This is a genomic window from Aliiroseovarius sp., assembly GCF_030148435.1.
Classification (GTDB): domain Bacteria; phylum Pseudomonadota; class Alphaproteobacteria; order Rhodobacterales; family Rhodobacteraceae; genus JASBTN01.
On the sequence record NZ_JASBTN010000014.1, the window covers coordinates 36,622 to 62,528 of the forward strand.

General features: G+C 64.5%; 28 protein-coding genes, 1 tRNA gene and 1 pseudogene. 15 read left to right on the forward strand and 15 right to left on the reverse strand.

Annotated features, from left to right (window positions below; all coding sequences use genetic code 11):
• The first annotated feature begins 73 nt into the window (after window positions 1-73).
• Window positions 74-532, forward strand: a complete 459-nt coding sequence (locus tag Q1V43_RS02875) for a YHS domain-containing (seleno)protein (protein ID WP_300513741.1) — start codon at window positions 74-76, stop codon at window positions 530-532.
• Between the two features lie 196 nt (window positions 533-728).
• The gene (locus Q1V43_RS02880) at window positions 729-1,172 is read left to right on the forward strand and encodes a CoA-binding protein (protein ID WP_300513743.1); all 444 of its coding nucleotides are present in this window, start codon (window positions 729-731) and stop codon (window positions 1,170-1,172) included.
• Between the two features lie 190 nt (window positions 1,173-1,362).
• Here the strand turns inward: Q1V43_RS02880 and Q1V43_RS02885 are convergent, their stop codons facing one another.
• From Q1V43_RS02885 to hisA, 4 genes are all read right to left on the reverse strand, one after another.
• Complete coding sequence (locus Q1V43_RS02885) at window positions 1,363-1,674, reverse strand: phosphoribosyl-ATP diphosphatase (RefSeq protein WP_300513745.1); 312 nt, start codon at window positions 1,672-1,674, stop codon at window positions 1,363-1,365.
• The gene (hisF, locus tag Q1V43_RS02890; protein ID WP_300513747.1) at window positions 1,671-2,468 is read right to left on the reverse strand and encodes an imidazole glycerol phosphate synthase subunit HisF; all 798 of its coding nucleotides are present in this window, start codon (window positions 2,466-2,468) and stop codon (window positions 1,671-1,673) included. Before hisF ends, Q1V43_RS02885 begins: the two co-directional genes overlap by 4 nt.
• Window positions 2,469-2,539: 71 nt before the next feature.
• Window positions 2,540-2,797, reverse strand: a complete 258-nt coding sequence (locus Q1V43_RS02895) for a hypothetical protein (RefSeq protein WP_300513749.1) — start codon at window positions 2,795-2,797, stop codon at window positions 2,540-2,542.
• Window positions 2,794-3,513: a 1-(5-phosphoribosyl)-5-[(5-phosphoribosylamino)methylideneamino]imidazole-4-carboxamide isomerase gene (gene hisA / locus Q1V43_RS02900; protein ID WP_300513751.1), complete on the reverse strand. Its 720-nt coding sequence runs from the start codon at window positions 3,511-3,513 to the stop codon at window positions 2,794-2,796. Before hisA ends, Q1V43_RS02895 begins: the two co-directional genes overlap by 4 nt.
• 144 nt (window positions 3,514-3,657) lie before the next feature.
• Here hisA and Q1V43_RS02905 point away from each other — a divergent pair, with 144 nt between their 5' ends.
• A complete protein-coding gene (locus tag Q1V43_RS02905) occupies window positions 3,658-4,044 on the forward strand; it encodes a DUF2147 domain-containing protein (protein WP_300513795.1) in 387 nt (128 codons plus the stop codon).
• A gap of 70 nt (window positions 4,045-4,114) precedes the next feature.
• Here the strand turns inward: Q1V43_RS02905 and hisH are convergent, their stop codons facing one another.
• From hisH to Q1V43_RS02920, 3 genes are all read right to left on the reverse strand, one after another.
• Window positions 4,115-4,756, reverse strand: a complete 642-nt coding sequence (gene hisH, locus Q1V43_RS02910) for an imidazole glycerol phosphate synthase subunit HisH (RefSeq protein WP_300513753.1) — start codon at window positions 4,754-4,756, stop codon at window positions 4,115-4,117.
• A 72-nt stretch (window positions 4,757-4,828) separates the two neighbouring features.
• Window positions 4,829-5,416, reverse strand: coding sequence for an imidazoleglycerol-phosphate dehydratase HisB (gene hisB, locus Q1V43_RS02915; protein WP_300513755.1), 588 nt, complete (start codon window positions 5,414-5,416; stop codon window positions 4,829-4,831).
• A 102-nt stretch (window positions 5,417-5,518) separates the two neighbouring features.
• Window positions 5,519-6,445 (reverse strand): LysR family transcriptional regulator, encoded by a 927-nt coding sequence (locus Q1V43_RS02920; protein WP_300513757.1) that lies wholly within the window; start codon window positions 6,443-6,445, stop codon window positions 5,519-5,521.
• A 142-nt stretch (window positions 6,446-6,587) separates the two neighbouring features.
• Here Q1V43_RS02920 and Q1V43_RS02925 point away from each other — a divergent pair, with 142 nt between their 5' ends.
• Entirely contained in the window at window positions 6,588-6,950 is a 363-nt protein-coding gene (locus Q1V43_RS02925) for a helix-turn-helix transcriptional regulator (RefSeq protein WP_300513759.1), read from the forward strand.
• A 154-nt stretch (window positions 6,951-7,104) separates the two neighbouring features.
• On the opposite strand, the gene Q1V43_RS02930 is transcribed toward Q1V43_RS02925, so the two are convergent.
• From Q1V43_RS02930 to tldD, 5 genes are all read right to left on the reverse strand, one after another.
• Window positions 7,105-7,179, reverse strand: a tRNA-Gly gene (locus Q1V43_RS02930).
• A gap of 95 nt (window positions 7,180-7,274) precedes the next feature.
• Window positions 7,275-7,661, reverse strand: coding sequence for an MAPEG family protein (locus Q1V43_RS02935; RefSeq protein WP_300513761.1), 387 nt, complete (start codon window positions 7,659-7,661; stop codon window positions 7,275-7,277).
• Between the two features lie 145 nt (window positions 7,662-7,806).
• On the reverse strand, window positions 7,807-11,247 hold the full coding sequence (locus tag Q1V43_RS02940) for a pyruvate carboxylase (RefSeq protein WP_300513763.1): 3,441 nt from the start codon (window positions 11,245-11,247) through the stop codon (window positions 7,807-7,809).
• Window positions 11,248-11,439: 192 nt separating this feature from the next.
• Window positions 11,440-12,600 carry a DNA-processing protein DprA gene (gene dprA / locus Q1V43_RS02945; RefSeq protein ID WP_300513765.1) on the reverse strand — a complete coding sequence of 387 codons (1,161 nt, stop codon included), beginning with the start codon at window positions 12,598-12,600 and terminating at the stop codon, window positions 11,440-11,442.
• Between the two features lie 102 nt (window positions 12,601-12,702).
• Window positions 12,703-14,127, reverse strand: a complete 1,425-nt coding sequence (tldD, locus tag Q1V43_RS02950; RefSeq protein WP_300513767.1) for a metalloprotease TldD — start codon at window positions 14,125-14,127, stop codon at window positions 12,703-12,705.
• Between the two features lie 188 nt (window positions 14,128-14,315).
• Between tldD and coxB the strand changes: the two genes are divergently transcribed.
• The 11 genes from coxB to Q1V43_RS03005 all read left to right on the forward strand — a co-directional run bounded on the left by coxB (window position 14,316) and on the right by Q1V43_RS03005 (window position 24,113).
• Window positions 14,316-15,167 carry a cytochrome c oxidase subunit II gene (coxB, locus tag Q1V43_RS02955; protein WP_300513797.1) on the forward strand — a complete coding sequence of 284 codons (852 nt, stop codon included), beginning with the start codon at window positions 14,316-14,318 and terminating at the stop codon, window positions 15,165-15,167.
• Between the two features lie 77 nt (window positions 15,168-15,244).
• Window positions 15,245-16,201, forward strand: coding sequence for a heme o synthase (gene cyoE, locus Q1V43_RS02960; protein WP_300513770.1), 957 nt, complete (start codon window positions 15,245-15,247; stop codon window positions 16,199-16,201).
• A gap of 1 nt (window position 16,202) precedes the next feature.
• Window positions 16,203-16,367 (forward strand): hypothetical protein, encoded by a 165-nt coding sequence (locus Q1V43_RS02965; protein WP_300513772.1) that lies wholly within the window; start codon window positions 16,203-16,205, stop codon window positions 16,365-16,367.
• Window positions 16,364-16,945, forward strand: coding sequence for a cytochrome c oxidase assembly protein (locus Q1V43_RS02970; protein WP_300513773.1), 582 nt, complete (start codon window positions 16,364-16,366; stop codon window positions 16,943-16,945). The genes Q1V43_RS02965 and Q1V43_RS02970 overlap by 4 nt, the downstream gene beginning before the upstream one ends.
• 17 nt (window positions 16,946-16,962) lie before the next feature.
• Window positions 16,963-17,763, forward strand: coding sequence for a cytochrome c oxidase subunit 3 (locus Q1V43_RS02975; protein ID WP_300513775.1), 801 nt, complete (start codon window positions 16,963-16,965; stop codon window positions 17,761-17,763).
• 69 nt (window positions 17,764-17,832) lie between these two features.
• On the forward strand, window positions 17,833-18,495 hold the full coding sequence (locus Q1V43_RS02980) for an SURF1 family protein (RefSeq protein WP_300513777.1): 663 nt from the start codon (window positions 17,833-17,835) through the stop codon (window positions 18,493-18,495).
• A 12-nt stretch (window positions 18,496-18,507) separates the two neighbouring features.
• Window positions 18,508-19,893, forward strand: a complete 1,386-nt coding sequence (gene thrC / locus Q1V43_RS02985) for a threonine synthase (protein ID WP_300513779.1) — start codon at window positions 18,508-18,510, stop codon at window positions 19,891-19,893.
• Window positions 19,890-21,152, forward strand: a complete 1,263-nt coding sequence (locus tag Q1V43_RS02990; RefSeq protein WP_300513781.1) for a pitrilysin family protein — start codon at window positions 19,890-19,892, stop codon at window positions 21,150-21,152. Before thrC ends, Q1V43_RS02990 begins: the two co-directional genes overlap by 4 nt.
• Window positions 21,152-21,739, forward strand: a complete 588-nt coding sequence (locus tag Q1V43_RS02995) for a GNAT family protein (protein WP_300513783.1) — start codon at window positions 21,152-21,154, stop codon at window positions 21,737-21,739. Before Q1V43_RS02990 ends, Q1V43_RS02995 begins: the two co-directional genes overlap by 1 nt.
• Window positions 21,740-21,841: 102 nt before the next feature.
• On the forward strand, window positions 21,842-22,654 hold the full coding sequence (locus tag Q1V43_RS03000; RefSeq protein ID WP_300513785.1) for an MBL fold metallo-hydrolase: 813 nt from the start codon (window positions 21,842-21,844) through the stop codon (window positions 22,652-22,654).
• A 40-nt stretch (window positions 22,655-22,694) separates the two neighbouring features.
• Window positions 22,695-24,113, forward strand: coding sequence for an FAD-binding oxidoreductase (locus Q1V43_RS03005; protein WP_300513787.1), 1,419 nt, complete (start codon window positions 22,695-22,697; stop codon window positions 24,111-24,113).
• 22 nt (window positions 24,114-24,135) lie between these two features.
• Here Q1V43_RS03005 and Q1V43_RS03010 read toward each other — a convergent pair whose 3' ends face one another.
• The 3 genes and pseudogenes from Q1V43_RS03010 to Q1V43_RS03020 all read right to left on the reverse strand — a co-directional run.
• Window positions 24,136-24,816, reverse strand: coding sequence for a pyridoxamine 5'-phosphate oxidase family protein (locus Q1V43_RS03010; RefSeq protein ID WP_300513789.1), 681 nt, complete (start codon window positions 24,814-24,816; stop codon window positions 24,136-24,138).
• Between the two features lie 224 nt (window positions 24,817-25,040).
• Entirely contained in the window at window positions 25,041-25,580 is a 540-nt protein-coding gene (locus tag Q1V43_RS03015; RefSeq protein ID WP_300513791.1) for an adenine phosphoribosyltransferase, read from the reverse strand.
• A gap of 87 nt (window positions 25,581-25,667) precedes the next feature.
• Window positions 25,668-25,907, reverse strand: a pseudogene (locus Q1V43_RS03020) (S-methyl-5'-thioadenosine phosphorylase); the annotation flags it as partial.

Consider the following 25,907-nt stretch of genomic DNA (forward strand, 5'->3'; position numbering starts at 1 on the left):
CAGACACGCGAGGCGGGGTTACGCCGGGCGCCTGACACGCCAGATTGGGGGAAACCAACCGAAAGGAGCCCCCATGCTGACCCGCCGCACCCTGTTGGCCGGCCTTGCCGCCGCCCCGATGATCCCCGCCATTGCCCGGACGGCCCGGGCCGCCAGCCACGCCGTGTTCAACATCGATGGCGTGGCGATCAACGGCCATGACCCGGTCGCCTATTTCACCGAGGGCGCGCCGGTCGAGGGGCTGGCCGAATTCACCGCCGACTGGGACGGTGCCACGCTGCGATTCGCCTCTGCCACCAACCGCGACATGTTTCTGGCTGACCGTGACCGTTTTACCCCCAAATTCGGGGGCTACTGTGCCTATGCCGCCAGCCTGGGCTATCTTGCCCCGACGGTGCCCGAGGCCTGGACCGTGTTCGAGGACCGTCTTTACCTGAACGCCAGCCTGCGCGCCCGCGAATTGTGGTTGAGGGACGTGCCCGGGAACATCGCCAAGGGCATGGCCAACTGGCCCGGAATCCTTGAATCGTGAGTTTTCGAAGCGTTAACCGGATCTTCACAAGTTCTTTACACCCTCTTTTTTGAAACGAAAGAGATCCTATGTGCCCATACGAGAGCGGGGTGTGGAACCCCCGATATCTCACTTCACTGTCCCTCGTTCCACACACTCTGCGCCCGGGCACAACCCGGGCGCTTTTTTATGAGGATGAATGGGTTAGGGTGGGCGCATGAGCAGTATCGCAGATATTCTGAAACGCAGCCGCACCATTGCGGTGATTGGGCTGTCGCACAAACCGGAACGTGCTTCGAACGGTGTGGCGCGGTTTCTTCACGGGCGCGGCTACCGCGTGATCGGCGTCAATCCAGGCCTGGCCGGGCGGGAAATGTTCGGTGAAACCGTCGTGCCCGACATTGCCTCATTGCCCGATGAAGTGGACATGATCGACATCTTTCGCCGCTCCGAGGCGGTCGCGCCCATTGTCGACGCGGCTTTGGCACATCTGCCCGGGTTGAAGACCGTCTGGATGCAGTTGGGAGTGGTGAACGAACCTGCCGCGGACCGGGCCCGGGCTGCGGGGGTGCAGGTGGTCATGGACCGCTGCCCGGCGATCGAATACCCGCGGATTTTCGGAGAAATGTCCCTGTCCGAGCTGTCTGAGCGGATTGCTTAACCGCCCGTTCATCCCGCGGTGCAATTCTGTGGCGGGCTGTTCAAGGAGAAGTGACATGGCCAAACCCTATCCCGGCCTGTTCGCCATTCTGCGCGCGCAGGCCGCCGAACCGCGCGGACCGGTGAAACCGACGCTATTCGGGCGCCCGGCCTTGCGGGTGGTTTGAGGCTGAAACGGTGCGCGGGCCGGGTTATCCGCGCGCGGCCTTCTCGGCAATGCCCGAGGTGCCCTGGCGCCGGTCGAGCTCGGCCAGCACATCCGCCAGCGGCACTTCCTGCGCCGCCAGCATGACCAGCAGGTGATAAAGCACGTCGGCCGCCTCGTAGGTCAGGTTCTCGCGGTCGTTCTTCACCGCCGCGATCACCGCCTCGATGGCTTCTTCACCGAATTTCTCGGCACATTTCTCGGGCCCTTTGGACAGCAGTTTGGCGGTCCAGGAGCTGTCGGGATCAGCGCCGATCCGGGCCTGAATGGTGGCTTCCAGGGTCTCAAGCGTGGTCATGACAGCCTCATCGGAATGCCCGCGGCGGCCATGTGTTCCTTGGCCTCGCGGATGGTGTATTCGCCGAAATGGAAGATCGAGGCCGCCAGAACGGCGCTGGCGTGGCCCTCGGTCACGCCCTCGACCAGATGATCAAGGGTGCCGACCCCTCCGCTCGCGATCACCGGCACGTTCACCGCATCCGAAATGGTGCGGGTCAGCGGGATGTTGAACCCGGCCTTGGTGCCGTCGCGGTCCATCGAGGTCAGCAGGATCTCTCCCGCGCCCTTTTCCTGCACGGTCCTGGCGAATTCGACCGCGTCGATCTGTTTGCCGTCCCTGTCCAGCGCCGGCTTGCGCCCACCATGGGTAAAGATGCCCCACTTGGTGCCGATACCATCCGCGTCGGTCTCGATCGTCTTGGCATCGATGGCGACGACGATGCATTGGCTGCCGAACCGGTCGGCGGCGCGCGCGACCACGTCCGGGTCGGCCACGGCGGCGGAGTTGAAGCTGACCTTGTCGGCCCCGGCCAGCAGCAGGTCGCGCACGTCCTCGGGTGTGCGCACGCCGCCACCGATGGTCAGCGGCATGAAGCAATGTTCCGCCGTGCGCGTGGCCAGGTCATACATGGTGCCGCGGTTTTCATGGGTCGCCTTGATGTCCAGGAACACCAGCTCGTCGGCGCCGGCGGCATCATAGGCGCGTGCCTGTTCCACCGGGTCGCCCGCGTCGATCAGGTCGACGAAGTTCACGCCCTTGACCGTGCGCCCCTCGGCCACGTCCAGGCAGGGGATGATGCGGGTTTTCAGCATGTCGCCTCCGGGTTCTTTCCGGGGCCGTGATAGGGCAAGCGCGGCACCTTCGCAATGTCAGTCACGCAAGTTCAGTCGGGGCGGTTTGCGGCCCTCATCCCCTCAATGATCATCAGGATCAGCCCGATCACCCCCAGAGGCGCGGTATACATGACCCAGGCGCCCGCGTTCACCGCCGTTCCGGCGATACGGCCGGGCAGGGTGGAAAGCCAGGCACATTCCGGCCCGGTGCAGCCTGCGGTCCCGATTGCCAGCAGTCCGGCGATCTGTCCGACGAAGGGCAGAACCGAGACGACGATCAAGAGGAGTCCCAGCCGTTTGCGGGTCATTTCAGCACCCCAAGCGCCTCGGCCAGGTCAATGGCCCCGTCATAGAGCGCGCGGCCCGAGATGGCTCCGTTCAGGCTGGCACCACACTCTTTCAGCGCCCGCAGGTCATCCAGCGACGAGACACCGCCCGAGGCGATGACGGGGATCGACATGGCGCGGGCCAGATCGGCGGTGGCCTCGACATTCGGGCCCTGCATCGCGCCGTCGCGGTTGATGTCGGTGTAGATGATCGCGGCGACGCCCGCGTCCTCGAAGCTGCGCGCCAGGTCCGTGACCATCACGTCGGTTTCTTCGGCCCAGCCCTTGGTCGCCACGCGACCATCGCGCGCGTCGATGCCCACGGCGACCTTGCCGGGGAAGGCGCGCGCGGCTTCTTGCACCAGATCGGGGTTTTCCACCGCCACCGTGCCCAGGATCACGCGGCTGAGGCCCTTTTCGATCCAGGTGGCGATGGTCGCCATGTCGCGAATGCCACCACCCAGCTGGGCGGGCACGTCGATCGCGCCCAGAATTGCCTCGACCGCGGCGGCGTTTACCGGTTCGCCCGCAAAAGCGCCGTTCAGGTCCACCAGGTGAATCCACTCGCAGCCTGCGTCCTGAAAGGCGCGGGCCTGGGCGGCGGGGTCGTCGTTGAAGACGGTCGCCGCCTCCATCTCGCCGCGCAGAAGGCGCACGCATTGGCCGTCTTTCAGATCGATGGCGGGGTAAAGGATCATGGGGGCCTCCTGTCTGTTCGGCGTGCTTGTGCCATGCGCGCCCGGGAAAGCCAAGTATTGCCGAGCGGAGGCCTGCCTCAACGTAACAGTTGCCAGATTGACCAGGAGCAGGTCAGGATGCGCGAAAACCAGTGGGAGGACATGATGAAGAAACTCTTTGCAGCCGTGGCGATGCTGATCGGCCTGACCCTGCCGGCCCTGGCCGCCGATCCGGTCGAAGGGGTGTGGAAAACACAGGTGGATGACGGCAGCTATGCCCATATCACCATCGCCCCCTGTGGTGAGGAGATCTGCGGTGTGATCAGCCGCACCTTCAACGCAGAGGGCGAATGGAACAGCGCCAATATCGGCAAACGCCTGGTCTGGGGCATGAATGCCCGGGGCAATGGCAAATACGCTGGTGGCACGATCTGGCAACCCTCGACCGGCAAGGAATACCGCTCGAAGATGGTGCTGAATGGCGATGTGCTGAAGGTTTCGGGCTGTGTCGGGCCGATCTGCAAGAAACAGACCTGGACGCGCGTACAGTAAACCGTTTCCGGATTTCGAAAAAGACAAGGCGCTCCTGATTGGGAGCGCCTTTTTCGTTCGGATGGCCTTGTCAGGGCGCCCAGGTCAGGAAGTTGCCAATCATGCGCAGGCCCGCCGCCTGGCTTTTTTCCGGGTGGAACTGGGTGCCGATGATGTTGTCGCGCCCGACGATGGCGGTGATGTCACCGGCGTAGTCGCAATGGGCCAGGCGTTCGGCCGGATTTGCGACCCGCATGTGGTAGGAGTGCACGAAATAAGCGTGATCGCCGGTTTCTACCCCCGCCAGCACCGGGTGCGGGTTGTCGATAACCAGGTCGTTCCACCCCATGTGCGGCACCTTCAGCGTGGGGTCGGCCGGGGTGATGCGCACCACCTCGCCCTTGATCCAGTCGAACCCGTCCGTGTCGACATATTCCCGGCTGACCGAGGCCAGCATCTGCATGCCGACGCAGATGCCCATGAAGGGCCGGCCCTTGCTGTTCACGCTTTCGTCCACCGCCTCGAAGATGCCGCGATGATCAAACAGCGCCTTCCAGCAGGCCGGGAAGGCCCCATCGCCGGGCAGAACCAGGCGGTCGGCCCTGGCCACCACATCCGGGTCCGAGGTCACGACGATCTTGCCCGCGCCGGTTTCCTGCGCCATGCGCTGGAACGCTTTCTCGGCCGAATGCAGGTTGCCGCTTTCATAGTCGATGACAGCTGTGAGGCTCATGGTCTGGCTTTCACTTGCGGAAATGGGGGCGGCGCACGGACACTCCGGCGCCACCTGTCAGTTTCGAACTGCTTACAACGCGCCCTTGGTCGAAGGGATCGCATCCGCTTTGCGCGGGTCGGTTTCGACCGCGATGCGCAGGGCGCGCGCGACGGCCTTGAAGGCCGCCTCGGCGATGTGGTGCGCGTTGAACCCGTGGATCTGGTCCACGTGCAGGGTGATCCCGCCGTGGGTCGCAAGGGCCTGGAAGAACTCACGCACCAGCTCGGTGTCGAATGTGCCGATCTTGGGGGTCGGCAGGTCCACGTTCCAGATCAGGAAGGGGCGCGCAGACAGGTCCAGCGCGCAGCGCACCTGGGCGTCATCCATCGGCAGGTGACATTCGCCGTAGCGGCGGATGCCTTTCTTGTCCCCCAATGCCTGGGCCAGGGCCTGACCAAGCGCGATGCCGGTGTCCTCGACCGTGTGGTGGTCGTCGATGTGGTAGTCGCCCTTGGCGCGGATGGTCATGTCGATCAGCGAATGGCGCGCCAGCTGGTCCAGCATGTGGTCGAAGAACCCCACGCCGGTCTGGTTGTCATAGGCTCCGGTGCCATCCAGGTTCACCTGGACGGAGATGTCGGTTTCGGCGGTGGCCCGCGTGACGTCGGCTGTGCGCATTGTTGTCCCTCGTCTTGTCGGGGCGGTTATAGGCGCCCGGGCCGCGCGGGGGAAGGCGGCAAATGGACGGAAGGTTCAGATGTGGCAGGCTTGCGTCCCGGGTCAGGTCGCGACCGGGGCCCTTCCGGCCGGTTTGGCGTGCCGGTCGGCCAGTTCCGCGTGGATGTCGACATTCATGACCAGCCCTTCATCCATGGAGCGCACCTCCTCGCGGCTGACCCCCTCGATGTCAATGTTGTAGGTGCGGTCGATCAGCGAGGCCAGCGCGAAGCTGCCGTCGGGAAAACGGCATCCGGTCAGCAGGCGCTGATAGCTGACCGGGACGAGGGTGCCGGCATTTGGGCCATGCTTGGGGGTTAGGGAGGTAAAAATATGGTCCAGCCGCGCATGGCCAAGGGTCCGTACGTTCTCGAATGGAATGGTCAGCAGGCGCCCTAAATTGTGCCCCCCGGGCAGGGCGGATATCGGCCTGCCGATGGTGCTGCGTTGCCAGGCCCAGCCGTAGAAATTCGAATAAGAGCTCCTTTCCCCGACATCGACACAGATCCACTCGTTGTGGTGCCGCCGAAAAACCATCAGCCATGGGCGCAGCGCGCGGTACTGCGGGCTTTCGATCTCGCCGCAGGACCGGGCCCAGGTCTGAAACCCTTCCTGGATCAAGGGGGAGCTGTCTTGCCAGATCCGGCTCAGGGGCTGTTGTTGAAGGCAGTAAGTGTAGCCCTCTGGCATGTTCAGACCAAGGCGCTGCAACCCGTTCACGTGATAAGAGTGCCCCCCCACCCAGGCATCCGCACGAATGACGAGTTCGTCAGCTTCTATCAGCGCATGGCGCCCCAAGTCTGTCAGGTGGTATTTTCGGTCCCGTATGGCAAACAGCGGCCCGCCCTTGTGTTGTTCGAGAGTCGCGATGTGGCGGCGCACGGTCTGGCGCGTACTGTTGAGCTCCTCCACCGTGCGCGAGAGGTTCAGGGTCTCGGCCAGTGAGACGAAGGATCGCATCATTTCAAACAGGAGCGGCGGTGCGGGCATGGCGTACTCCGAATGGATATGGGTGATTTATCACCCATTCGCGGAGCGAAAGAAACCCTTTTCTGGGTTCAAACCTCATCAATTGTACTCCGGCGGGCAGGGGTTCACTCTCGTTATACGAGATTTTCGCGGGGAAAAATACATGAACCATCCTGTTGACGCCCATGTCGGGCGCAAGATCAGGGAAGTGCGCCTGCTGCGGGGCATGACCCAGGCGGAGGTGGCTGCAAACCTGGGCCTCTCCTTTCAGCAGTTGCAAAAATACGAGACCGGCCACAATCGCGTCTCGGCCAGCAAGCTCTATGAAATCGCTCGACTCCTGAATGTCGGGCCGAGTGTTTTCTTCGATGGCCTGGAGGGCGCCGACGCGGGGGCGGGCGACCTGATCGACGACCGTACCGCACGGGCAGCCCAGGCGCTGGCTTCGATCGTCGATGAAAAGGTCAAGGCGCGCCTTCGCTCGATGATCCACGAAATTGCGTCGCGCGAAGCTGCCGTGGAATAGACCCCGGAGCCAAGGCCCGGAAGCCTCGGTGTCGCGCCCACTCGCAAGTCCACGAATTCGGGGCCGTATGGCCCCCGTTTTCTGGCGGGCTTCAATCAGGGGATGCATAATGCAAAACGGCCCCCGGCTATTCGCCGGGGGCCGTTTTGAAAATTGGAGCGGGCGATGAGATTCGAACTCACGACCCTAACCTTGGCAAGGTTATGCTCTACCCCTGAGCTACGCCCGCGTCCTTGGGTGAGGCGTGAAATAGGAAATATGCCGGGGGGCCGCAAGAGGAAAGTTGAGAAAACCGCGAAAAACTTTGATGCGTCTCCGGGCCGATCACAATAGCGCGTACAGCAGCACCGCAACCCCGCCAAGGGCCAGTTGCAGATAGGTCGCCAGCATGCCGCTCTGGCGCAGCAGCAGGATCTGCCTTTCACGCCCATAGCCGGTCAGATAGGCCACGCGCCCCCCCAACAGCAGCAGGCCCAGCAGGTGAACGACACCCGCTGACGCCCCCTGCGCCTCGGTCAGCCCGACAAGGATCAGCCCCAGAGGCAGGTATTCCGCCGAGTTGCCCTGCATTCGGATCGCACGGCCCAGCGCCCTGTCCCTGCCATCGCCATAGCTCACCCGCTTGCGCATGCGAATGAGGCTGACGCGCAGGCTCAGCCAGGTAAACAGAAGCGCCGCAAGCCCGGCGTAGATGGCGGTGATCTGGAACATGATTGTCCTCCCTGAACCCACATCAGCGGAAGGTGGAAGAGGCGGCGGCGGCCTGTCAACCGTTCCCCGGGGGCAGGGAAGGCGAAAAAGAAAACCGCCCCCGACCGTCTGGCGCGGGGGCGGTTTGTGTTGGTTCGGGCCGGGTTTACTCCAGTTCCACCAGCAGATCCTTGGCGTCGATCTGGGCACCTGGCGTGATATGCACGGCCTTGATGGTGGCGTCGCGCTCGGCGTGGATTCCGGTTTCCATCTTCATCGCCTCGATGGTCAGGAGCAGGTCGCCTTCCTTGACCTGGCTGCCCACGGTGGCGGCCACGCTGGCGACCACGCCGGGCATCGGCGCGCCGATGTGGTTTGCATTGCCCGCTTCCGCCTTGGCACGCGCCTGCGCCCGCGCCTTGACCTTGCGGTCAGGCACGCGGATCACGCGGGGTTGGCCATTGAGTTCGAAGAACACCTTCGCCTCGCCGTCCTCGCCGGTCTCGCCCACCGCCTGCAGGCGGATTTCCAGCGTCTTGCCCGGGTCGATCTCCGCCTCGATCTCTTCGCCCGGCTCCATGCCGTAGAAGAAGGTGCGTGTCGGCAGGGTGCGCACCGGGCCGTAGGTCCGGTGGCGGCCCATGTAATCCAGGAAAACCTTGGGATACATCAGGTAGCCGTTCAGATCTTCGTCATCGACCTGGAAACCTTCGAGTTCTTCCGAAAGCTCCGTGCGGGCTTTCTTCAGGTCCACGGGCTTCAGGTGCTGACCGGGGCGCGAGGTGTCGGGCTTGGCGCCTTTCAGAACCTTGTCGACGATGCCTTCCGGGAAACCACCGGGCGGCTGGCCCAGGTTGCCCTTCATCATGTCGATGACCGAGTCGGGGAAGGCCACGTCAGTGTCGGGATCTTCCACGTCGTCGCGGGTCAGACCCTGGCTGACCATCATCAGCGCCATGTCGCCGACCACCTTGGACGAGGGCGTCACCTTCACGATGTCGCCGAACATCCGGTTCACATCGGCATAGCTCTGCGCGACCTCCGGCCAGCGTTCTTCCAGCCCCAGCGAGCGCGCCTGCGCCTTGAGGTTGGTGAACTGTCCGCCGGGCATCTCGTGCAGGTAGACCTCGGAGGCCGGTGCGGCGAGGCCGCTTTCAAAGGCGGCATATTGCGCGCGCACACCTTCCCAGTAGTTCGAAATCTCGCGGATCGCGCCAATGTCGAGCCCGGTGTCGCGATCGGTGTTGCGCAGGGCTTCAACCACCGACCCCAGGCAGGGCTGCGAGGTGCCGCCGGAAAAAGCGTCCATCGCCGCGTCCACCGCATCGACGCCCGCATCGGCGGCGGCCAGGATCGTGGCCCCGGCAATGCCCGAGGTGTCATGGGTGTGGAAATGGATCGGCAGCCCGACTTCTTCTTTCAGCGCCTTGACCAGTTTCGAGGCCGAGGCGGGTTTCAACAGCCCTGCCATGTCCTTCAGCCCCAGCACATGGGCGCCCGCGTCACGCAGCTCCTTGCCCATGTTGACGTAATAGTTCAGGTCGTATTTTGCGCGGTTCGGATCCAGGATGTCGCCGGTGTAGCAGATCGTGCCCTCGCAGACCTTGCCCGCGTCCACCACCGCATCCATCGCGACGCGCATGTTCTCGACCCAGTTCAGGCTGTCGAAGACGCGGAACACATCCACGCCGGTCTCGGCCGCCTGGCGCACGAATTCCTGCACCACATTGTCCGGGTAGTTGGTGTACCCGACGCCGTTCGAGGCGCGCAGCAGCATCTGGCTCATGACATTCGGCATGGCCGCGCGCAGGTCGCGCAGGCGCTGCCAGGGGCATTCCTGCAGGAAGCGATAGGCCACGTCGAAGGTCGCGCCCCCCCAGCATTCCACCGAGAACAGCCCGGGCAGGTTGGCCGCATAGGTCGGCGCCACCTTGATCATGTCGATCGAACGCATCCGGGTCGCCAGAAGCGACTGGTGGCCGTCGCGCATGGTGGTGTCGGTCAGAAGCAGCTGTTTCTGATCTGCCATCCAGTCGGCCACCGCCTGCGGGCCCTTTTCCTCCAGCAGGTTGCGGGTGCCATAGGCGGGTTCCGTGCGCGGGGCCGGGGCTTTCGGCGCCTTCAGATCCTCGGCGGGCAGCGGGCGGCCCTCGGTTTCGGGATGACCGTTCACCGTGATGTCGGCGATATAGGTCAGGATCTTGGTCGCCCGGTCGCGCCGCTTCTTGAACTTGAACAGGCCCGGCGTCTCGTCGATGAACTTTGTCGTATACTGGTTGTTCAGGAAGGTCGGGTGTTTCAGCAGGTTCTCGACGAAGGCGATGTTCGTGGACACGCCGCGCACGCGGAACTCACGCAGGGCGCGGTCCATGCGGGCAATCGCCTTTTCCGGCGTCGGCGCCCAGGTCGTCACCTTCGTCAGCAGGCTGTCATAATAGCGCGTGATCACGCCCCCTGCATAGGCCGTGCCGCCGTCCAGGCGCACGCCCATGCCTGTGGCCGAGCGATAGGCGGTGATGCGGCCGTAATCGGGGATGAAGTTGTTCTGCGGGTCTTCCGTGGTGACGCGCGTCTGCAGCGCATGGCCGTTCAGGCGGATGTCGTACTGCGAGGCCTTGCCGGTCGCCTCGGCCAGGGATTTCCCTTCGGAAATAAGGATTTGCGCCTGCACGATGTCGATGCCGGTGACTTCTTCGGTCACGGTGTGTTCGACCTGAACGCGCGGGTTCACCTCGATGAAGTAGAATTTGCCGGTCTCCATATCCATCAGGAACTCGACCGTGCCCGCGCATTGATAATTTACGTGGTTGCAGATCTTGCGGCCCAGTTCGCAGATCTCTTCGCGCTGTGCCTCCGACAGGGAGGGGGCGGGCGCACGTGCGACCACTTTCTGGTTGCGGCGCTGCACCGAACAGTCGCGTTCGTAAAGGTGATAGATCGCCCCGTGGGTGTCACCCAGGATCTGCACCTCGACGTGGCGGGCGCGGGTGATCATCTTTTCCAGGTAGCCTTCGCCATTGCCGAAGGCGGCTTCCGCCTCGCGGCGGCCTTCCAGCACCTTTTCTTCCAGCTCCTCGGGCCCGTGGATCGGGCGCATGCCGCGCCCGCCACCGCCCCAGGAGGCTTTCAGCATCAGGGGATAGCCGACCGCCTCGGCCTCGGCGCGGATCGCGTCCATGTCGTCGCCCAGCACCTCGGTCGCCGGGATGACCGGCACGCCGGCCTCGATCGCCACACGCCGCGCGCTGGCCTTGTCGCCCAGAGCCCGCATGGTTTCCGCCTTGGGACCAATGAAGGTAATGCCATTGGCGGCGCAGGCATCCACGAAGTCGGGGTTCTCGGACAGAAGCCCATAACCCGGATGGATCGCGTCGGCGCCGCATTCCTTGGCGACGCGGATGATCTCATCGATCGACAGATAGGCGGCCACAGGCCCCATCCCCTCACCGATCTTGTAGGCCTCATCCGCCTTGAAGCGGTGCAGGCCGAGCTTGTCCTCCTCCGCATAGACAGCAACGGTCTTTTTTCCCATCTCATTCGCCGCGCGCATCACGCGAATGGCAATCTCACCGCGGTTGGCGATCAGGATCTTACGAAAATCAGGCATGGCAGGCTCCCCCGTCTGCTCACTGGTCAGGATTTCTGACCAGTTATAGTCATGCTGCGACGCAGCGCAAGCGTTCTGTAACATTTCTGCAAGAATCGCGGAAGGCGCTGGTGCGACATTGTGGAGCACTGGTGCGTCAGCGGGCGCAAGCGTCTGTTCGGGGGAGGTTGATGGTCAGAGGTGCGAACGGGTCTAGGTGTTCGGGCGCGTCAGAAGCCCGCCCGGTTCGCGATGTACCTTGCCGTCGAGTTCCAGATCCGTGAGCCCGCGCGCGACCTGCGAGGCCTCCGCGCCCAGGTCGCGGATCAACTGGTCCTCGGCCACTGGGCTGGGGCCGAGCCGGTCGAGGATCTGCCTGTGCAGCGCCAGATGGTCTGCATGGCTGCGGCGCGCAGGGTGCCGGCTCTCTTCGACGGGGACGACCGGTTGGGGGAAGTGTTCGGCCTCTTCCACCTCGGGCATGGCCTGTTGCACGGCTTCGATCACGTCCTTCGGTCCGCGCACCAGGAGCGCGCCGTCGCGGATCAGCATGTTGCATCCCGAGGCCCGGGCGTCGAAAGGATGGCCGGGCACGGCCATCACTTCGCGCCCCTGGTCCAGGGCGTCACGCGCGGTGATGAGCGATCCGGATTTTGCCGCTGCTTCCACCACCACCACCGCCTGTGCAAGGCCGGAGATAATCCGGTTGCGGCGTGGAAAATGGCGCGCCATGGGGGAAAGGCCCATCGGCTGTTCGGACAGGCGCACGCCCTGGCGGGCGATCTCTTCGCCCAGTACGGTGTTTTCCTTGGGATAGAGCACATCGACCCCGCCGGCCATCACGGCGGCGGTGGTGCCGTGGTCCAGTGCCGCGGCATGGGCGGCGGTGTCGATCCCGCGCGCCAGACCGGATACCACGGTAATTCCTGCCTGTGCCAGGTCGCCCGCCAGTTTGCGGGCCATGCGGGTGCCCAGCGAGGACGCGTTGCGCGCGCCGACAAGGGCCACGGTTGGGCGGTGCAGGGTGGCAATATCGCCCATTGCCCAGAGAAGCGGCGGGGCATCGGGAATCTCGGTCAGCGCCGCAGGATACTCCGCCGAGCCGAATGCGATCAGTCGCGCGCCGGCAAAGCGCGCGCGCGACAACTCATCTTCGACCACGGCAACAGGGCAGGGCTGATAGTCCTTCACCCCGGCGGCGCGGGCTACTTCAGGCAGGGCGTCCAGCGCGGCCTGTGCCGTGCCGTGTTCGCGTATCAATCTGTAAAAGGTCGTCACGCCGACGCGGCGCGAGCGCAAGAGCCGGAGCCAGGCAACCTCATCTTCCGCACTGAGGGGTGGGGTGAGGGGGTGGGAGGAAGGGAATAAATCCACTTGGTCGTCCTGTTTCCGGTTCTTGCGGATTAACCATAGGGGCGAAATGGTTAACGAGGTGTGAAGCGGACCGGGATTTATTCCCCCCTTATGGCTGTTGCCTCAGGTGGCCGAACCTCCCACGGTCAGCCCGCCGATGAGCAATGTCGGCTGCCCCACGCCAACCGGCACGGATTGACCCGCCTTGCCGCAGGTGCCGATGCCGGGGTCCATCGCCATGTCATTCGCCATCGCGCGGATCTGCTTCATCGCCTGCGGGCCGTCGCCGATCAGCGTTGCGCCTTTCACCGGAGCGCCGATCCTGCCGCCCTCGATGCGATAGGCTTCGGTGCAGGAAAAGACGAATTTGCCGTTGGTGATGTCCACCTGACCGCCGCCGAAGCCGACCGCATATATGCCGTCCCTGAGCTCGCCAAGCACCTCTTCGCGGGTCGCTGTGCCACCTTCCATGATCGTATTGGTCATGCGCGGCATGGGCGTGTGGGCGTAGCTTTCACGTCGCCCGTTGCCGGTGGGGGCGACGCCCATCAGGCGGGCGTTCTGGCGGTCCTGCATGTAGCCGACCAGCACACCATCCTCGATCAGCACATTGCGCGCGCCCGGTGTTCCCTCGTCGTCCACGGTGATCGACCCACGGCGATCGGGAATGGTGCCGTCATCCACCACGGTCACGCCCCTGGCCGCAACCCGGGTGCCGACGAGACCCGAGAAGGCAGAGCTTCCCTTGCGGTTGAAGTCGCCCTCCAACCCGTGGCCCACGGCCTCGTGCAGCAGAATGCCGGGCCAGCCGGAACCCAGGACCACGTCCATCTGCCCGGCCGGGGCGGGCACGGCGTCGAGGTTCACCAGCGCGATGCGCAGCGCCTCGCGGGTCACGCCCTGCCAGTGGGCGGGTTCCAGCAGCCCGTCCAGGCCAAGCCGCCCGCCGCCGCCGTGGCCGCCCGCCTCGCGCCGTCCGTCCTGTTCGACGATCACCGAGACATTCAGCCGGGTCATCGGGCGGGTGTCGGAGACCAGCGTGCCGTCAGGACGCAGGATGTGAACCTCTTGAAGCGATGCCGCGAGGGTCGCTGTGACCTGCACGATACGCGGGTCGAGGTCGCGGGCGAAGGCGTCGATCTCGCGCAGGGTCTCGATCTTGACGGGAAACTCGGCCCCGGCCATCGGATCTTCGTCCGTATAGAGGCGCCGGTTGGTCTGGGCAGGGGAGTCAGCCATGACGCCACCGCCGTCCCCGACCGCCAGACGCGTGGTCGCCGCGGCCCGTTTCAGGGCGGCCTCGCTGATCTCGGTCGAATGGGCATAGCCGGAGACTTCGCCCTTCACCGCGCGCAGTCCGAAGCCTTCGGAGGCGTCGTAGCTTGCTGTCTTTACCCGCCCGTCATCGAAGGTCAGAACCTCGCTGCGGCGACGCTCCAAAAACAGCTCGCCATCCTCGGCGCCCTCGGTCGCCGCGCGCAGGGTGGACAGCGCTTCTTCCTGGCCCAGGTGAGTCTCGAACGGCCTGAATCTGGTATCCTCGGACATGACAACCCCTATTGTTAGCGCTGCGACAATGTGCAAGAGCGACAAAACAGCGCAGATTTTCCTTGTTCACAGTTTCTAGATATGGTTTCAAACCGACAGGGACACAACGGGATTCCCGCGTGAGGAGGCGTGGACCCGGGCCGGGTGCGGCTCAAGCACCGAGTGAACAGGAAAGATACATGCGACCGATGAAGACCCTCACGGCTGGCCTGGCCGCCGCTCTCGCCACGATGACCGCGACCGCCGCTTCTGCCCAGGAGGGCCTGAAAATCATTGGCGCTCCGCAGCCTGGCGGGCTGGGCTTCCAACCGGCCGCGACCGATATCGCCGTAAATACCCAGGGGCTGGACAACCTGCTTCTGTGGATCATCACCGCGATCTCGATCTTCGTCGGTGCGCTGGTGCTGTACATTATCGTCCGCTACAACCGCCGCGCCAACCCGACCCCGGGCACCTTTACCCACAACACCCCGATCGAAATCGCCTGGACGCTGATCCCGATCGTGATCCTCGTTTTCATCGGCGCGAACTCCCTGCCGGTCCTGTTCCAGCAGCAGGAGATCCCGGAAGGCGACGTGCATATCAAGGTCACGGGCTATCAGTGGTACTGGGGCTATGAATACACCGACCACGACTTCGGCTTCGACAGCTTCCTGCTGGCCAAGGAAGATCTGGCCGATTACGGTTATACGGAGCAGGAATACCTGCTGGCCACCGACACCGCCGTCGTGGTGCCGACCGGGGCCAAGGTCGTCATGGACGTGACCGGCGCCGACGTGATCCACTCCTGGACCATTCCGGCCTTCGGTGTGAAACAGGATGCCGTGCCCGGTCGGATCGCCCAGCTGTGGTTCGAAGTCGAGGAAGGCAAGGAAGGCATCTACTTTGGCCAGTGTTCCGAGCTTTGCGGCAAGGACCACGCCTATATGCCGATCACCGTCAAGGCTGTGACCCAGGCTGAATATGATGCCTGGCTGAACGGCGCCATCGAGGAATATGCCGGCGTCAGCCCGGCGCTGACCGTGGCCTCCGCCGAGTGAAAGATCCCTCGCGGGGCCGCGACCCGGCCCCGCACCCCAAGCCAGCCCCGAGCCGGAACTGCCCCAGAAGACCCGATATGAGCGACGCAAGCTTCGATAACAAGACCCGCATCTGTCCCCAGACCGGCCTTTATGAGGCACAGTTCGGAGATTATTTCGAGCTGCTGAAGCCGCGGGTCATGTCGCTCGTGGTCTTTACCGCCTTCGTTGGCCTGCTGGTCGCGCCGGTGGGCGTGAACCCGATGGTTGCGCTGGCCTCGATCCTGTTCATTGCGCTTGGTGGCGGTGCCTCCGGCGCGCTGAACATGTGGTATGACGCGGATATCGACCGCAAGATGAAACGCACCCGGTCGCGCCCGATCCCTTCGGGGCGCGTGACCGAGGGCGAGGCTTTCGCGATCGGCATCTCCCTGTCGGTCTTCGCAGTCGTCATGCTGTCCCTGGCCGCCAACCTGATGGCGGGTGCCCTTCTGGCCTTTACCATCTTCTTCTACGTGGTGATCTACACCATGTGGCTGAAACGCTGGACCCCGCAGAATATCGTGATCGGTGGCGCCGCAGGGGCCTTCCCGCCGATGATCGGCTGGGCCGTGGCCACCGGCGGCATGTCTGTGGAAAGCGTGCTGATGTTCGCCCTGACCCTGGCCTGGACGCCGCCGCATTTCTGGGCGCTGGCCCTGTTCACCAAGGGTGACTACGCAAACGCCGGTGTGCCGATGCTGACCGTGACCCACGGCCGCAAGGCAACCCGCGCCCATATCCTGGGCTACACGGTGGCGCTGGTCGGCGTGTCCATTGCGCTGGGGCTGACCTCGATCGGTGGACCGGTCTACATGGTCGTGGCCACGGTACTGAACCTCTTGTTCCTCAGGGGCGCCTGGGCGGTCTGGCGCCGCACGGATGCTGACAGCGACGCCGACAAGCACGCGGCCGAACGGGGCCTGTTCAAGCTTTCGCTGCTTTACCTGTTCCTGCATTACGGTGCGTTGCTGATCGAGGCTTCGCTGAAACCCTTCGAAATGGGAGGCTGGTAACATGGCAATGAAGGTCGAACATGCTCTCCACCGCCGCCGCCTGAGCCGCAACGTGGGCCTGGGGCTGGTGCTGGTTCTCTACGTGGGCCTCGTCTACGGGCTGACCATCGCCAAGGTGGGCGGGCCGAAACCGAACACCCTGCCGGCTGCGGAGGCGCGCGAATGAGCCTCACCGCCCCGCAGAAGACCGCGTTCAGGATGGTCGGCGTCGCCGTCACCATGGGCGCGCTGGCCTGGGCCTCGGTGCCGTTCTATGACTGGTTTTGCCGGGTCACGGGCTTTGGCGGCGTGACACAGACCGCCGAGGCGGGCTCGGATGTGGTGCTGGAGCGTACCATCAAGGTCCGTTTCGACGCCTCGCTGGAACGCGACATGCCCTGGGGCTTCAAACCCATGCAGCGCGAGATGGAGCTGAAAATCGGTGAAACCGGTCTGGCCTTCTACGAGGCCTGGAACCCGACCGACCGTCCAATCGCCGGCACCGCCAGCTACAACGTCGCGCCCTATGCGGCCGGTCTTTTCTTTTCCAAGATCGACTGTTTCTGCTTTACCGAACAGGTTTTGCAGCCGGGCGAGCGTGTCACCATGCCCGTCACCTTCTATGTCGACCCCGAAATCGTCGAGGACCGGGAGGCGAAATTCACCCGCGTGATCACCCTGTCCTATACTTTCCACGAAACCGAACTGCCCGAGGACGTGGCGGCTTTGACGCCCGAGACCTCCGGCAGCACCGAGAATAACTAGAACCAGGGACGAAACACATGGCGCACGCAAAGAACCACGACTACCACATCCTGCAGCCTTCCATTCAGCCCTTCCTGGGCGCGCTCTTCGCCTTCATCATGCTCTTTGGCGCCGTGCAATGGATGTCTGCCGGTACGCCCTGGATATTCGCCATCGGCTTTGTCGGCGTGCTCTATGTCATGTTTGCCTGGTGGTCCGAAGTCGTGACCGAATCCCATGTCGGCGACCACACCCCGGTCGTGAAGATCGGTCTGCGCTACGGCGTGATCCTGTTCATCATGTCCGAAGTCATGTTCTTCTCGGCCTGGTTCTGGAGCTTCTTCAAACACGCCATGTACCCGATGTCGGACCAGTCGCCTGCCGTCGACGGTGTCTGGCCGCCGGTCGGGATCGAGACCTTCGACCCCTGGCACCTGCCGCTGATCAACACGATCATCCTGCTGCTGTCCGGCTGCGCCGTGACCTGGGCCCACCACGCCCTCGCGCATGAGAACAACCGCAAGGACCTTGTCACCGGCCTGCTGCTGGCGGTCCTGCTGGGCATGCTCTTCACCTTCTTCCAGGCCTATGAATACATCCACGCGTCCTTCGGCCTGTCGGGCAATATCTACGGCGCCAACTTCTACATGGCGACCGGCTTCCACGGCTTGCATGTGATCATCGGCACCATTTTCCTGGCGGTCTGCCTGCTGCGCGCCATGAAGGGCCACTTTACCCCGCAAAGCCACGTCGGGTTCGAGGCCGCCGCCTGGTACTGGCACTTCGTCGATGTCGTCTGGCTGTTCCTGTTCGCCGCTATCTACATCTGGGGCGGTTGAACCTGATCTCCGGACAGGGTTTAAGAAGCGCGGGGCCGAGGCTCCGCGCTTTTTCAATTCGAGGACCCGATGCGCGTCATTATCACCATCCTGCTCTCCGTTGCCGTCCTGGCTACGTTCCTGTCGCTGGGCACCTGGCAGCTGAAGCGCCTGGCGTGGAAACAGGCCGTCCTGACCGAGATCGACGCGCGCATCTCCGCGGCCCCCGTGGGGATCCCCGCCGATCCCGATCCCGCGGCCGACCGCTATTTGCCCGTCACCGCCACAGGCGTGATGGGCGAGGAGGAACTGCACGTTCTGGTCTCGACCCGCGACCATGGGGCGGGGTTTCGCATCATTGCCCCCTTCGAGGTGGACGGGCGGCGCGTCATGGTCGACCGGGGCTATGTGCGCGTTACCGCAAAGGATGCGCCCCGCGTGACCGGCCCGATGGAGGTCAGCGGAAATCTGCACTGGCCGGATGAACGCTATGACTCGACGCCGCAAAACGATCTGGTCGGGAACTATTGGTATGCCCGGGAGGTCGCGGTGATGGCCGCCGCACTGGGCACCGAACCCATCCTGATTATCGCGCGGTCTGAAACCGACCCTTCCGTGCTGCCTCTGCCCGTAACCAGCGAAGGCATCCCGAACGACCATCTGCAATATGCCATGACGTGGTTTTTGCTCGCCGCGACATGGATCGTGATGACAGGCTATGCGCTTTGGCGTATGAAGCGCCCGACCAATTGAGGACAATGGACGATGCGTTATATCTCGACCCGCGGTGAAGCCCCGGTTCTGAGCTTTGAAGAGGCGATGCTGACGGGGCTGGCCCGCGACGGTGGGCTCTATGTGCCCGAGACTGTGCCGACCATGACAAAGGACGAGATTGCGGCGCTGGCCGGCCTGTCCTACGAGGAGGCCGCCTTTCGCGTGATGCGCCCCTTCGTCGGTGACAGCTTTACCGACGAAGAGTTCCGCGAAATCATTGCCAAGGCCTATGCGGGCTTCGATCACGATGCCCGCGCGCCGCTGGTGCAGCTTGGCCCGAACCATTTCCTGCTGGAGCTGTTCCACGGGCCGACGCTGGCCTTCAAGGATTTCGCGATGCAGCTCATCGGCCAGCTGTTCCAGGTTGCGCTGAGCCGCCGGGGTGAGAAAGTGACCATCGTCGGCGCGACCTCGGGCGACACCGGATCGGCCGCGATCGAAGCCTTCAAGGGGCTGGACGCTGTGGATGTCTTCATCCTCTTTCCCCATGGCCGCGTCAGCGAAGTTCAGCGCCGCCAGATGACCACGCCGGGCGAAGCGAACGTGCATGCTCTGGCTGTGGACGGCGATTTCGACGATTGCCAGGCCCGCCTGAAGGACATGTTCAACGATTTCGATTTTCGCGACGGTGTGAAACTGGCCGGGGTGAACTCGATCAACTGGGCCCGCGTGCTTGCACAGGTCGTATATTACTTCACCTCCGCCGTGGCGCTGGGTGCCCCACACCGCAAGGTCTCCTTCACCGTGCCCACCGGCAATTTCGGTGACATTTTCGCGGGCTACATCGCCAAGAAAATGGGCCTGCCGATCGACCGGCTGGTGATCGCCACCAACCAGAACGACATCCTGCACCGCACGATGGAGACCTCGGCCTATACCAAAGGCGACGTGAGCCCGTCGATCTCGCCCTCGATGGACATCCAGGTCAGCTCCAACTTCGAACGCGCCCTCTTTGACGCCTACGGGCGCGACGGGGCCGCCGTGGCCGGGCAGATGGAGGACCTTGCCTCGGGCGGGTTCCAGATCAGCCAGGGCGCGATGGAATTCCTGCGCGAACAGTTCGACTCGGGCCGGGCCTCCGAGGAGGAGACCAGGGCGCAGATCAAGACCAGCTTCGCCGCCACCGGTCAGGTCATCTGCCCGCATGGTGCGGTGGGTGTGAAAGTGGCCGAAGAGCATCTGGGCGACAGCCCGATGATCACGCTGGCCACCGCGCACCCGGCCAAGTTCCCCGCCGCTGTCAAGGACGCCTGCGGTCAGGACGCGCCGCTGCCGGGCCGCATGGCCGACCTGTTCGACCGCGAGGAACGTGTCACCCGCGTCGCCAACGACCTTGGCGCTCTGGAAGCCCTGATACGGGAGCGGACCGGAAGGTGAGCGTGCAATTCGACACTCTGCCCAACGGGTTCCGTGTGGTTACGGAGCCCATGACGGGTCTGGAAAGCGCCTCGATCGGCATCTGGGTCACTGCCGGCGGGCGGCACGAGGCCGAGACCCAGAACGGCATCGCCCACTTCCTGGAGCACATGGCCTTCAAGGGCACCCAGCGGCGCTCGGCGCTGGAGATCGCCGAGGCGATCGAGGATGTGGGGGGCTATATCAACGCCTATACGTCGCGCGAGGTGACAGCCTATTACGCGCGGGTTCTGAAGAGCGACGTTGCGCTGGCTTTCGACGTGATTTCGGACATCGTGCTGAACCCGGTCTTCGACCCGGCCGAGATCGAGATCGAGCGCGGCGTGATCCTGCAGGAAATCGGTCAGGCGCTGGACACGCCCGACGACGTGGTTTTCGACTGGTTGCAGGAGGTTGCCTTCCCCGACCAGCCCATGGGCCGCACCATCCTGGGTCCGGCCGAGCGTGTTCGGGGGTTCTCGCGGGATGATCTCGCGGGGTTCGTGGCCAGCCACTACGGGCCGGAACGGCTGATCCTGTCTGCGGCGGGGGCGGTGGACCACGATCAGATCATGCGCCTCGCCGAGGCCAGTTTCGGCCATCTGCAACGCGGCGGGGAAACGGTGCTGCAACCGGCGGGGTTTGCCTCCGGCGCACGGCACGAAATCCGCGGGCTGGAGCAGGTGCATTTCACCCTGGGGCTGGAAAGCCCGGGCTACCGCGACGATGCGATCTTTACCGCGCAGATCTATGGCAATGCTCTGGGCGGCGGCATGTCCTCGCGCCTGTTTCAGGAAGTGCGCGAAAAACGCGGGCTGTGCTATTCCATCTTCGCCCAGACCGGCGCCTATTCGGACACCGGCATGACGACGATCTACGCGGGCACCTCCGGCGAACAGATCGGCGAATTGGCCGAGATCACGCTTTCGGAGTTGAAACGCGCCGCCGAGGACATGTCCGAGGTCGAAGTTGCCCGCGCGCGGGCGCAAATGAAGGCCGGGCTGCTGATGGGTCTGGAAAGCCCCTCGAACCGGGCCGAACGCCTGGCCCGGCTGGTGGCGATCTGGGACCGCGTCCCACCGCTTGAGGAAACCGTGGCCAAGATCGATGCCGTGGGTGTCGCGGATGTGCGCGACTTCGCCGCCGAACTGATTGCGCCCGGTGAGGCGGCGCTGGCCATCTACGGCCCGGCGCAAACAGCACCCAGCCTCGACGACATCCGCGCGAGGCTGGTCGCCTGATGGTGCTGGGACGCGGCCGCAAGCTGAAACTCGAGACCGAGCGCATGACCCTGCGCCCACCTGCCCATGGCGACTACCGCGCCTGGGCGGCGCTGCGCAATGCGAGCCGCGAATTCCTGTCCTCCTGGGAACCCACCTGGGCCGCCGACCACCTGACGCGCAAGAGTTTTACCAACCGCGTCTATTGGGCCAACCGGTCGATCACCGCAGGAACGGCCGTGCCGCTTTTCATGACCCGGCGCTCGGACCAGGTCCTGCTTGGGGCGATCACGCTGGACAACATCCGCCGCGGCCCGGCCCAGGCGGCCACCCTGGGCTACTGGGTCGGTGAGGCGCATGCGCGAAAGGGCTATATGCGCGAGGCGCTGGAGGTGATGGTGCATCATGCCTTTACCGAGCTTGACCTCAGCCGCCTGGAGGCCGGATGCCTGCCGGAAAACACCGCATCGCGCGGGGTGCTGGAAAAGGTCGGCTTCAAATACGAGGGCGTGGCGCAGAGCTATCTTCAGATCAACGGGCGCTGGCGCAACCATGTGCTTTACGCCAACCTGCGCACGGATAGGCGCGGGCGAACCACGGCGGGCTAGGGGGCGACAGCTCCCAGCACGGCGCCTATGGGCATTGGGCCTGCGCTCGGGTGAGGCCGCGTTGCTTTCGCCATCTACCGCAAAACATGCTATCCTTCCGCCATGCTGCGCTGGATGCTCCTTTTCCTCACCCTGGCGACCGCGGGCCTGGCGCAGGAGCGCCGCCCGAGCCATTGCATCGCGCTGGTTGAAAACACTTCGCCGCCCGAAACCCTTCTGCGCGCCTCCTTCCGTGATCCGGTCGCGCCGGACAATGTACGCATAACCTATCTCGATCATTCGATGTTCCTGATCCAGGGGCCGGAGGGGACCAGCGTCGTCACCGACTACGCGGGCTATCTGGGCACGGTGGCTTTCGTGCCCACGGCGGTCACAATGAACAACGCCCATTCGAGCCATTTCACCCTTTACCCGCAGGAGGGCATCCGGCATGTGCTGGAGGGCTGGGGCACTGCCGATTTCCCGCAGGACCACCACCTCGACCTCGGCGACATGCTGATCCGCAATGTTCATACCGACACGCGCGACGGCGCCGGTGGACGGCGTGAGAACGGCAATTCCATTTTCATTTTCGAGGTTGCGGGTCTCTGCATCGGCCACCTGGGCCACCTGCACCAGGAACCGACGCCGGACCAATATGCGGCCATCGGGCGGCTCGATGTGGTCATGGCGGCGGTGGACGGCGGGTTGACGCTGGACCACGCGACCATGGTCAAGGTGATGCAACGGTTCCGCGCCCGGGTGGTGCTGCCGATGCACTGGTTCGGCCGGTCAACGCTGGACACGTTCCTGTCCGGTATGACGCCGGATTTCGCCGTGAAGCGCGAGGGGGCCAACAGCATCACGCTTTCGCTGCGCACCCTGCCGCGCGACCCGACCGTGGTGGTGCTGGAACCCCGTTTCCTGTCCGAGTGAGCCTCTTGCCATGCCCGGGTCTCCGTGCCATGCCGATCCCATGAGCGATTTGAACCCGGCCACCGGCCCTTTTGAACAGACCCTCCGCACCAAACTGCCCGAGGCGGCATTCCGGGCGCTCACCCCCGGCTATCTCGAAGAGCCGCGCGGGCTGTTTCGGGGGCAGGGCGGGCTGCTGGTGGCCCCACGCAGCACCGAAGAGGTCGCCACGGTGATCCGCGCCTGTGCCACGGCCCGGGTGGGGGTGGTGCCTTATGGCGGCGGCACCGGGCTGGTGGGCGGGCAGGTGATGCCCGAGGGGCCCGCGCCGGTCATCCTGTCGACCGAACGCCTGACTGCCATCCGCGCGCTCCACCCATCCGAAAATGTGCTGGTGGCCGAAGCCGGTGTCACCCTGGCCGAGGTCCAAAATGCCGCCGAGGCGGCCGACCGCCTGTTCCCGCTCTCGCTCGCCTCCGAAGGCTCCTGTCGGATCGGCGGCACCCTGGCGACCAATGCCGGGGGGGTGAACGTGCTGCGCTACGGCACCGCGCGCGAGCTCTGCCTGGGACTGGAGGCGGTGCTGCCCGACGGGCAGGTCTGGCACGGGCTGAAACGGCTCAGAAAGGACAACACGGGATATGACCTGCGTGACCTTCTCTGCGGGGCCGAAGGCACGCTGGGCGTGATCACGGCTGCCTCGTTGCGCCTGTTCCCACGTCCCGCTTCGGTCGGCACGGCGCTGCTGGTCGTGCCCGATCCGCAAGCGGCGCTTGACCTTCTGGCGCTGGCCGGCAGCCGTCTGGGCGGGGGCGTGTCCGCTTTCGAACTCATCTCTGGCACCGGCATGGGCTTTCTTGCGGAAACCGACTGCCCCACCCGCGCGCCCTTCGTCACGCTGCCCGGCTGGGCGGTCCTGATCGAACTCGGACTGGGCGCGGGGCAGGATGCCGAGGCGGAACTGCTGAACCTGTTTGAAGCGGCTCAGGAGGCCGGGCTCAGCTCCGACGGTGTGATTGCGCAAAGCGAAGCGCAACGCGCGGCCCTGTGGCAAATGCGCGAGGAAATTCCCGAGGCGAACCGGCGGCTGGGCTCGGTCAGCTCCCATGACATCTCGCTGCCCCTGAGCGTCATCCCCGAGTTTCTGAGACGCGCGGGAGAAGTGGTAGCCGGGCTGGGCCCTTTCCGGGTGAACGCCTTTGGCCATCTGGGCGACGGCAACCTGCATTACAACGTCTTTCCGCCCAAGGGCCGCGGCAAGGCCGAATTTGCCGGCCGGCGCGCCGAGGTGGCCGAAGCGGTCTACGCTCTGGTGCAGGACTATGACGGATCGTTTTCGGCCGAACACGGGGTGGGGCGGCTGAAGGTCGGAGACCTCGAACGTTTCGGAGACCCCGCCAAACTCGCCGCGATGCGGGCCATCAAACAGGCCCTGGATCCACAAGGCATCATGAACCCGGGCGCGGTGCTGCGCGCCTGACGCGCCCTGTCTTATCCCTGCCTCAGCTGCAAGCCGGATCGCTTTGGCCGAGGTAGCGAAAATCCCGAATGTGGCCCGGTATCCCGATCCCGTCCAGATTGCGCGGGTCGGGGACCGGCGGCAGGGTGCGGGTCTCGACAGGAATGACGCCCGCCCAGATCGGCAGCGCGTAATCCTCGTCATCGTCACACGGTGGACCGGTGCGCACCTTGGCCGAGGCTTCGGTAATCGGCAGGCTCAGGATCGTGGTGGCCTTGAGGTCCTGTTCATGATCCGGGCGCATGATCCCCGCACGGCCGGGGAAAAGCCCCTCCATGAAGGCGGTCAGCCGGGCCACCTTGTCTGCGTCCGCCACAATCCCGGCCCGTCCGAACAGCATGACGGAGCGCGAGTTGACCGAGTGGTGAAAGCCGGACCGCGCCATGACAAACCCGTCAAGGATCGACACGGTAACACAGACCTCAGCCCCCTTGGACGCTCGGATCGCCCGGCTGGCCGAGGACCCGTGCCAGTAGATGTGGTCGCCTTCCCGCCATTGCAGGGTCGGGGTGACATAGGGTTTGGCATCAATGACATAGCCCACGTTGCACATGGGCTGTGCGTCGAGGATCGCGTCGATTGTAGGACGGTCGAAGGCGCCGCGGGTATGGGCACGGCGCAGACGGGTGCGGTCGGTGACGCGGAGCGAATCGGAATGCGGCATTCTGGCCTCTCAGGTGTTTTCCGAGAGAATGCCCGGGATGCGGCCCCGTGATAACGGCCAAATTCGCGAAAAATTCCCAGTCCAATATCAGGACAAAAAACGCCCCGCCCCGGGTGAGGGCGGGGCGCGTCACAAAGTCGGTGCCTTGTGTGCAAGCAGTGCCTGCTCCCGACAGGCAGGAGCAGAATAGGGGCAAGACCTTAAGAGAAGGTTCACACGGCCCCTCAAACCCCCTCGAATTCGCACAGGATATGTACGTCCATGCCCATGTCCTCAAGTTTTCTGCGTCCGCCCAGCTCCGGCAGGTCAACCACGAAGGTACAGCCGACGATCTCGCCGCCCAGACGCTCGATCAGCCTGATGCCCGCCTCGGCGGTGCCGCCGGTGGCCAGGAGGTCGTCGACCACAAGCACTTTCTCGCCGGGCAGGATCGCGTCGTCGTGAATCTCCATCACCGCCTCGCCATATTCCAGCGTATAGGCCTGGGACAGGGTCGCGCCGGGCAGCTTGCCCTTCTTGCGAATGGGCACGAAGCCCAGGGTCAGCTGGTGGGCAATTGCGCCACCCAGGATGAAGCCGCGCGCTTCGAGCCCGACCACCTTGTCGATCTGCATGCCCGCAAAAGGGTGCAGCAGCTGGTCGATCGCCATGCGCAGACCGCGCGGGTCGGAAAAAAGCGTGGTGACATCGCGAAACAGAATGCCCTCGTGCGGGAAATCGACGATCGTGCGGATATAGTCGCGCACTTCCTTTTTCTTGTTCATCGGGGCCTCCTGGTTCTGTCCGTGACCGGTTTGGCCCCGGTTTGGCCCATGGCGCGGCCCCGCGCAAGGGGCGTGTGGCCGCAGGGATTACAGCACCCGCCCGGCCACCGCGTCCAGTTTCGCCAAAAGCGCCGGATCGCGCTTGTCCGGGGCGGTCAGGATGGCGAATTCCAGCGCCCGGTCGCAGCCATCGGGGCAGGGGCCGGGCTCGGATGTCAGATGCGCGGGCATGCCAGCCACAAGCGTCCGCGCCTTGACCGCGTTGCCCTTCAGAACCCGGATGATATCGGAAATGTCGACCGCGCCGTGATCGGGGTGCCAGCTGTC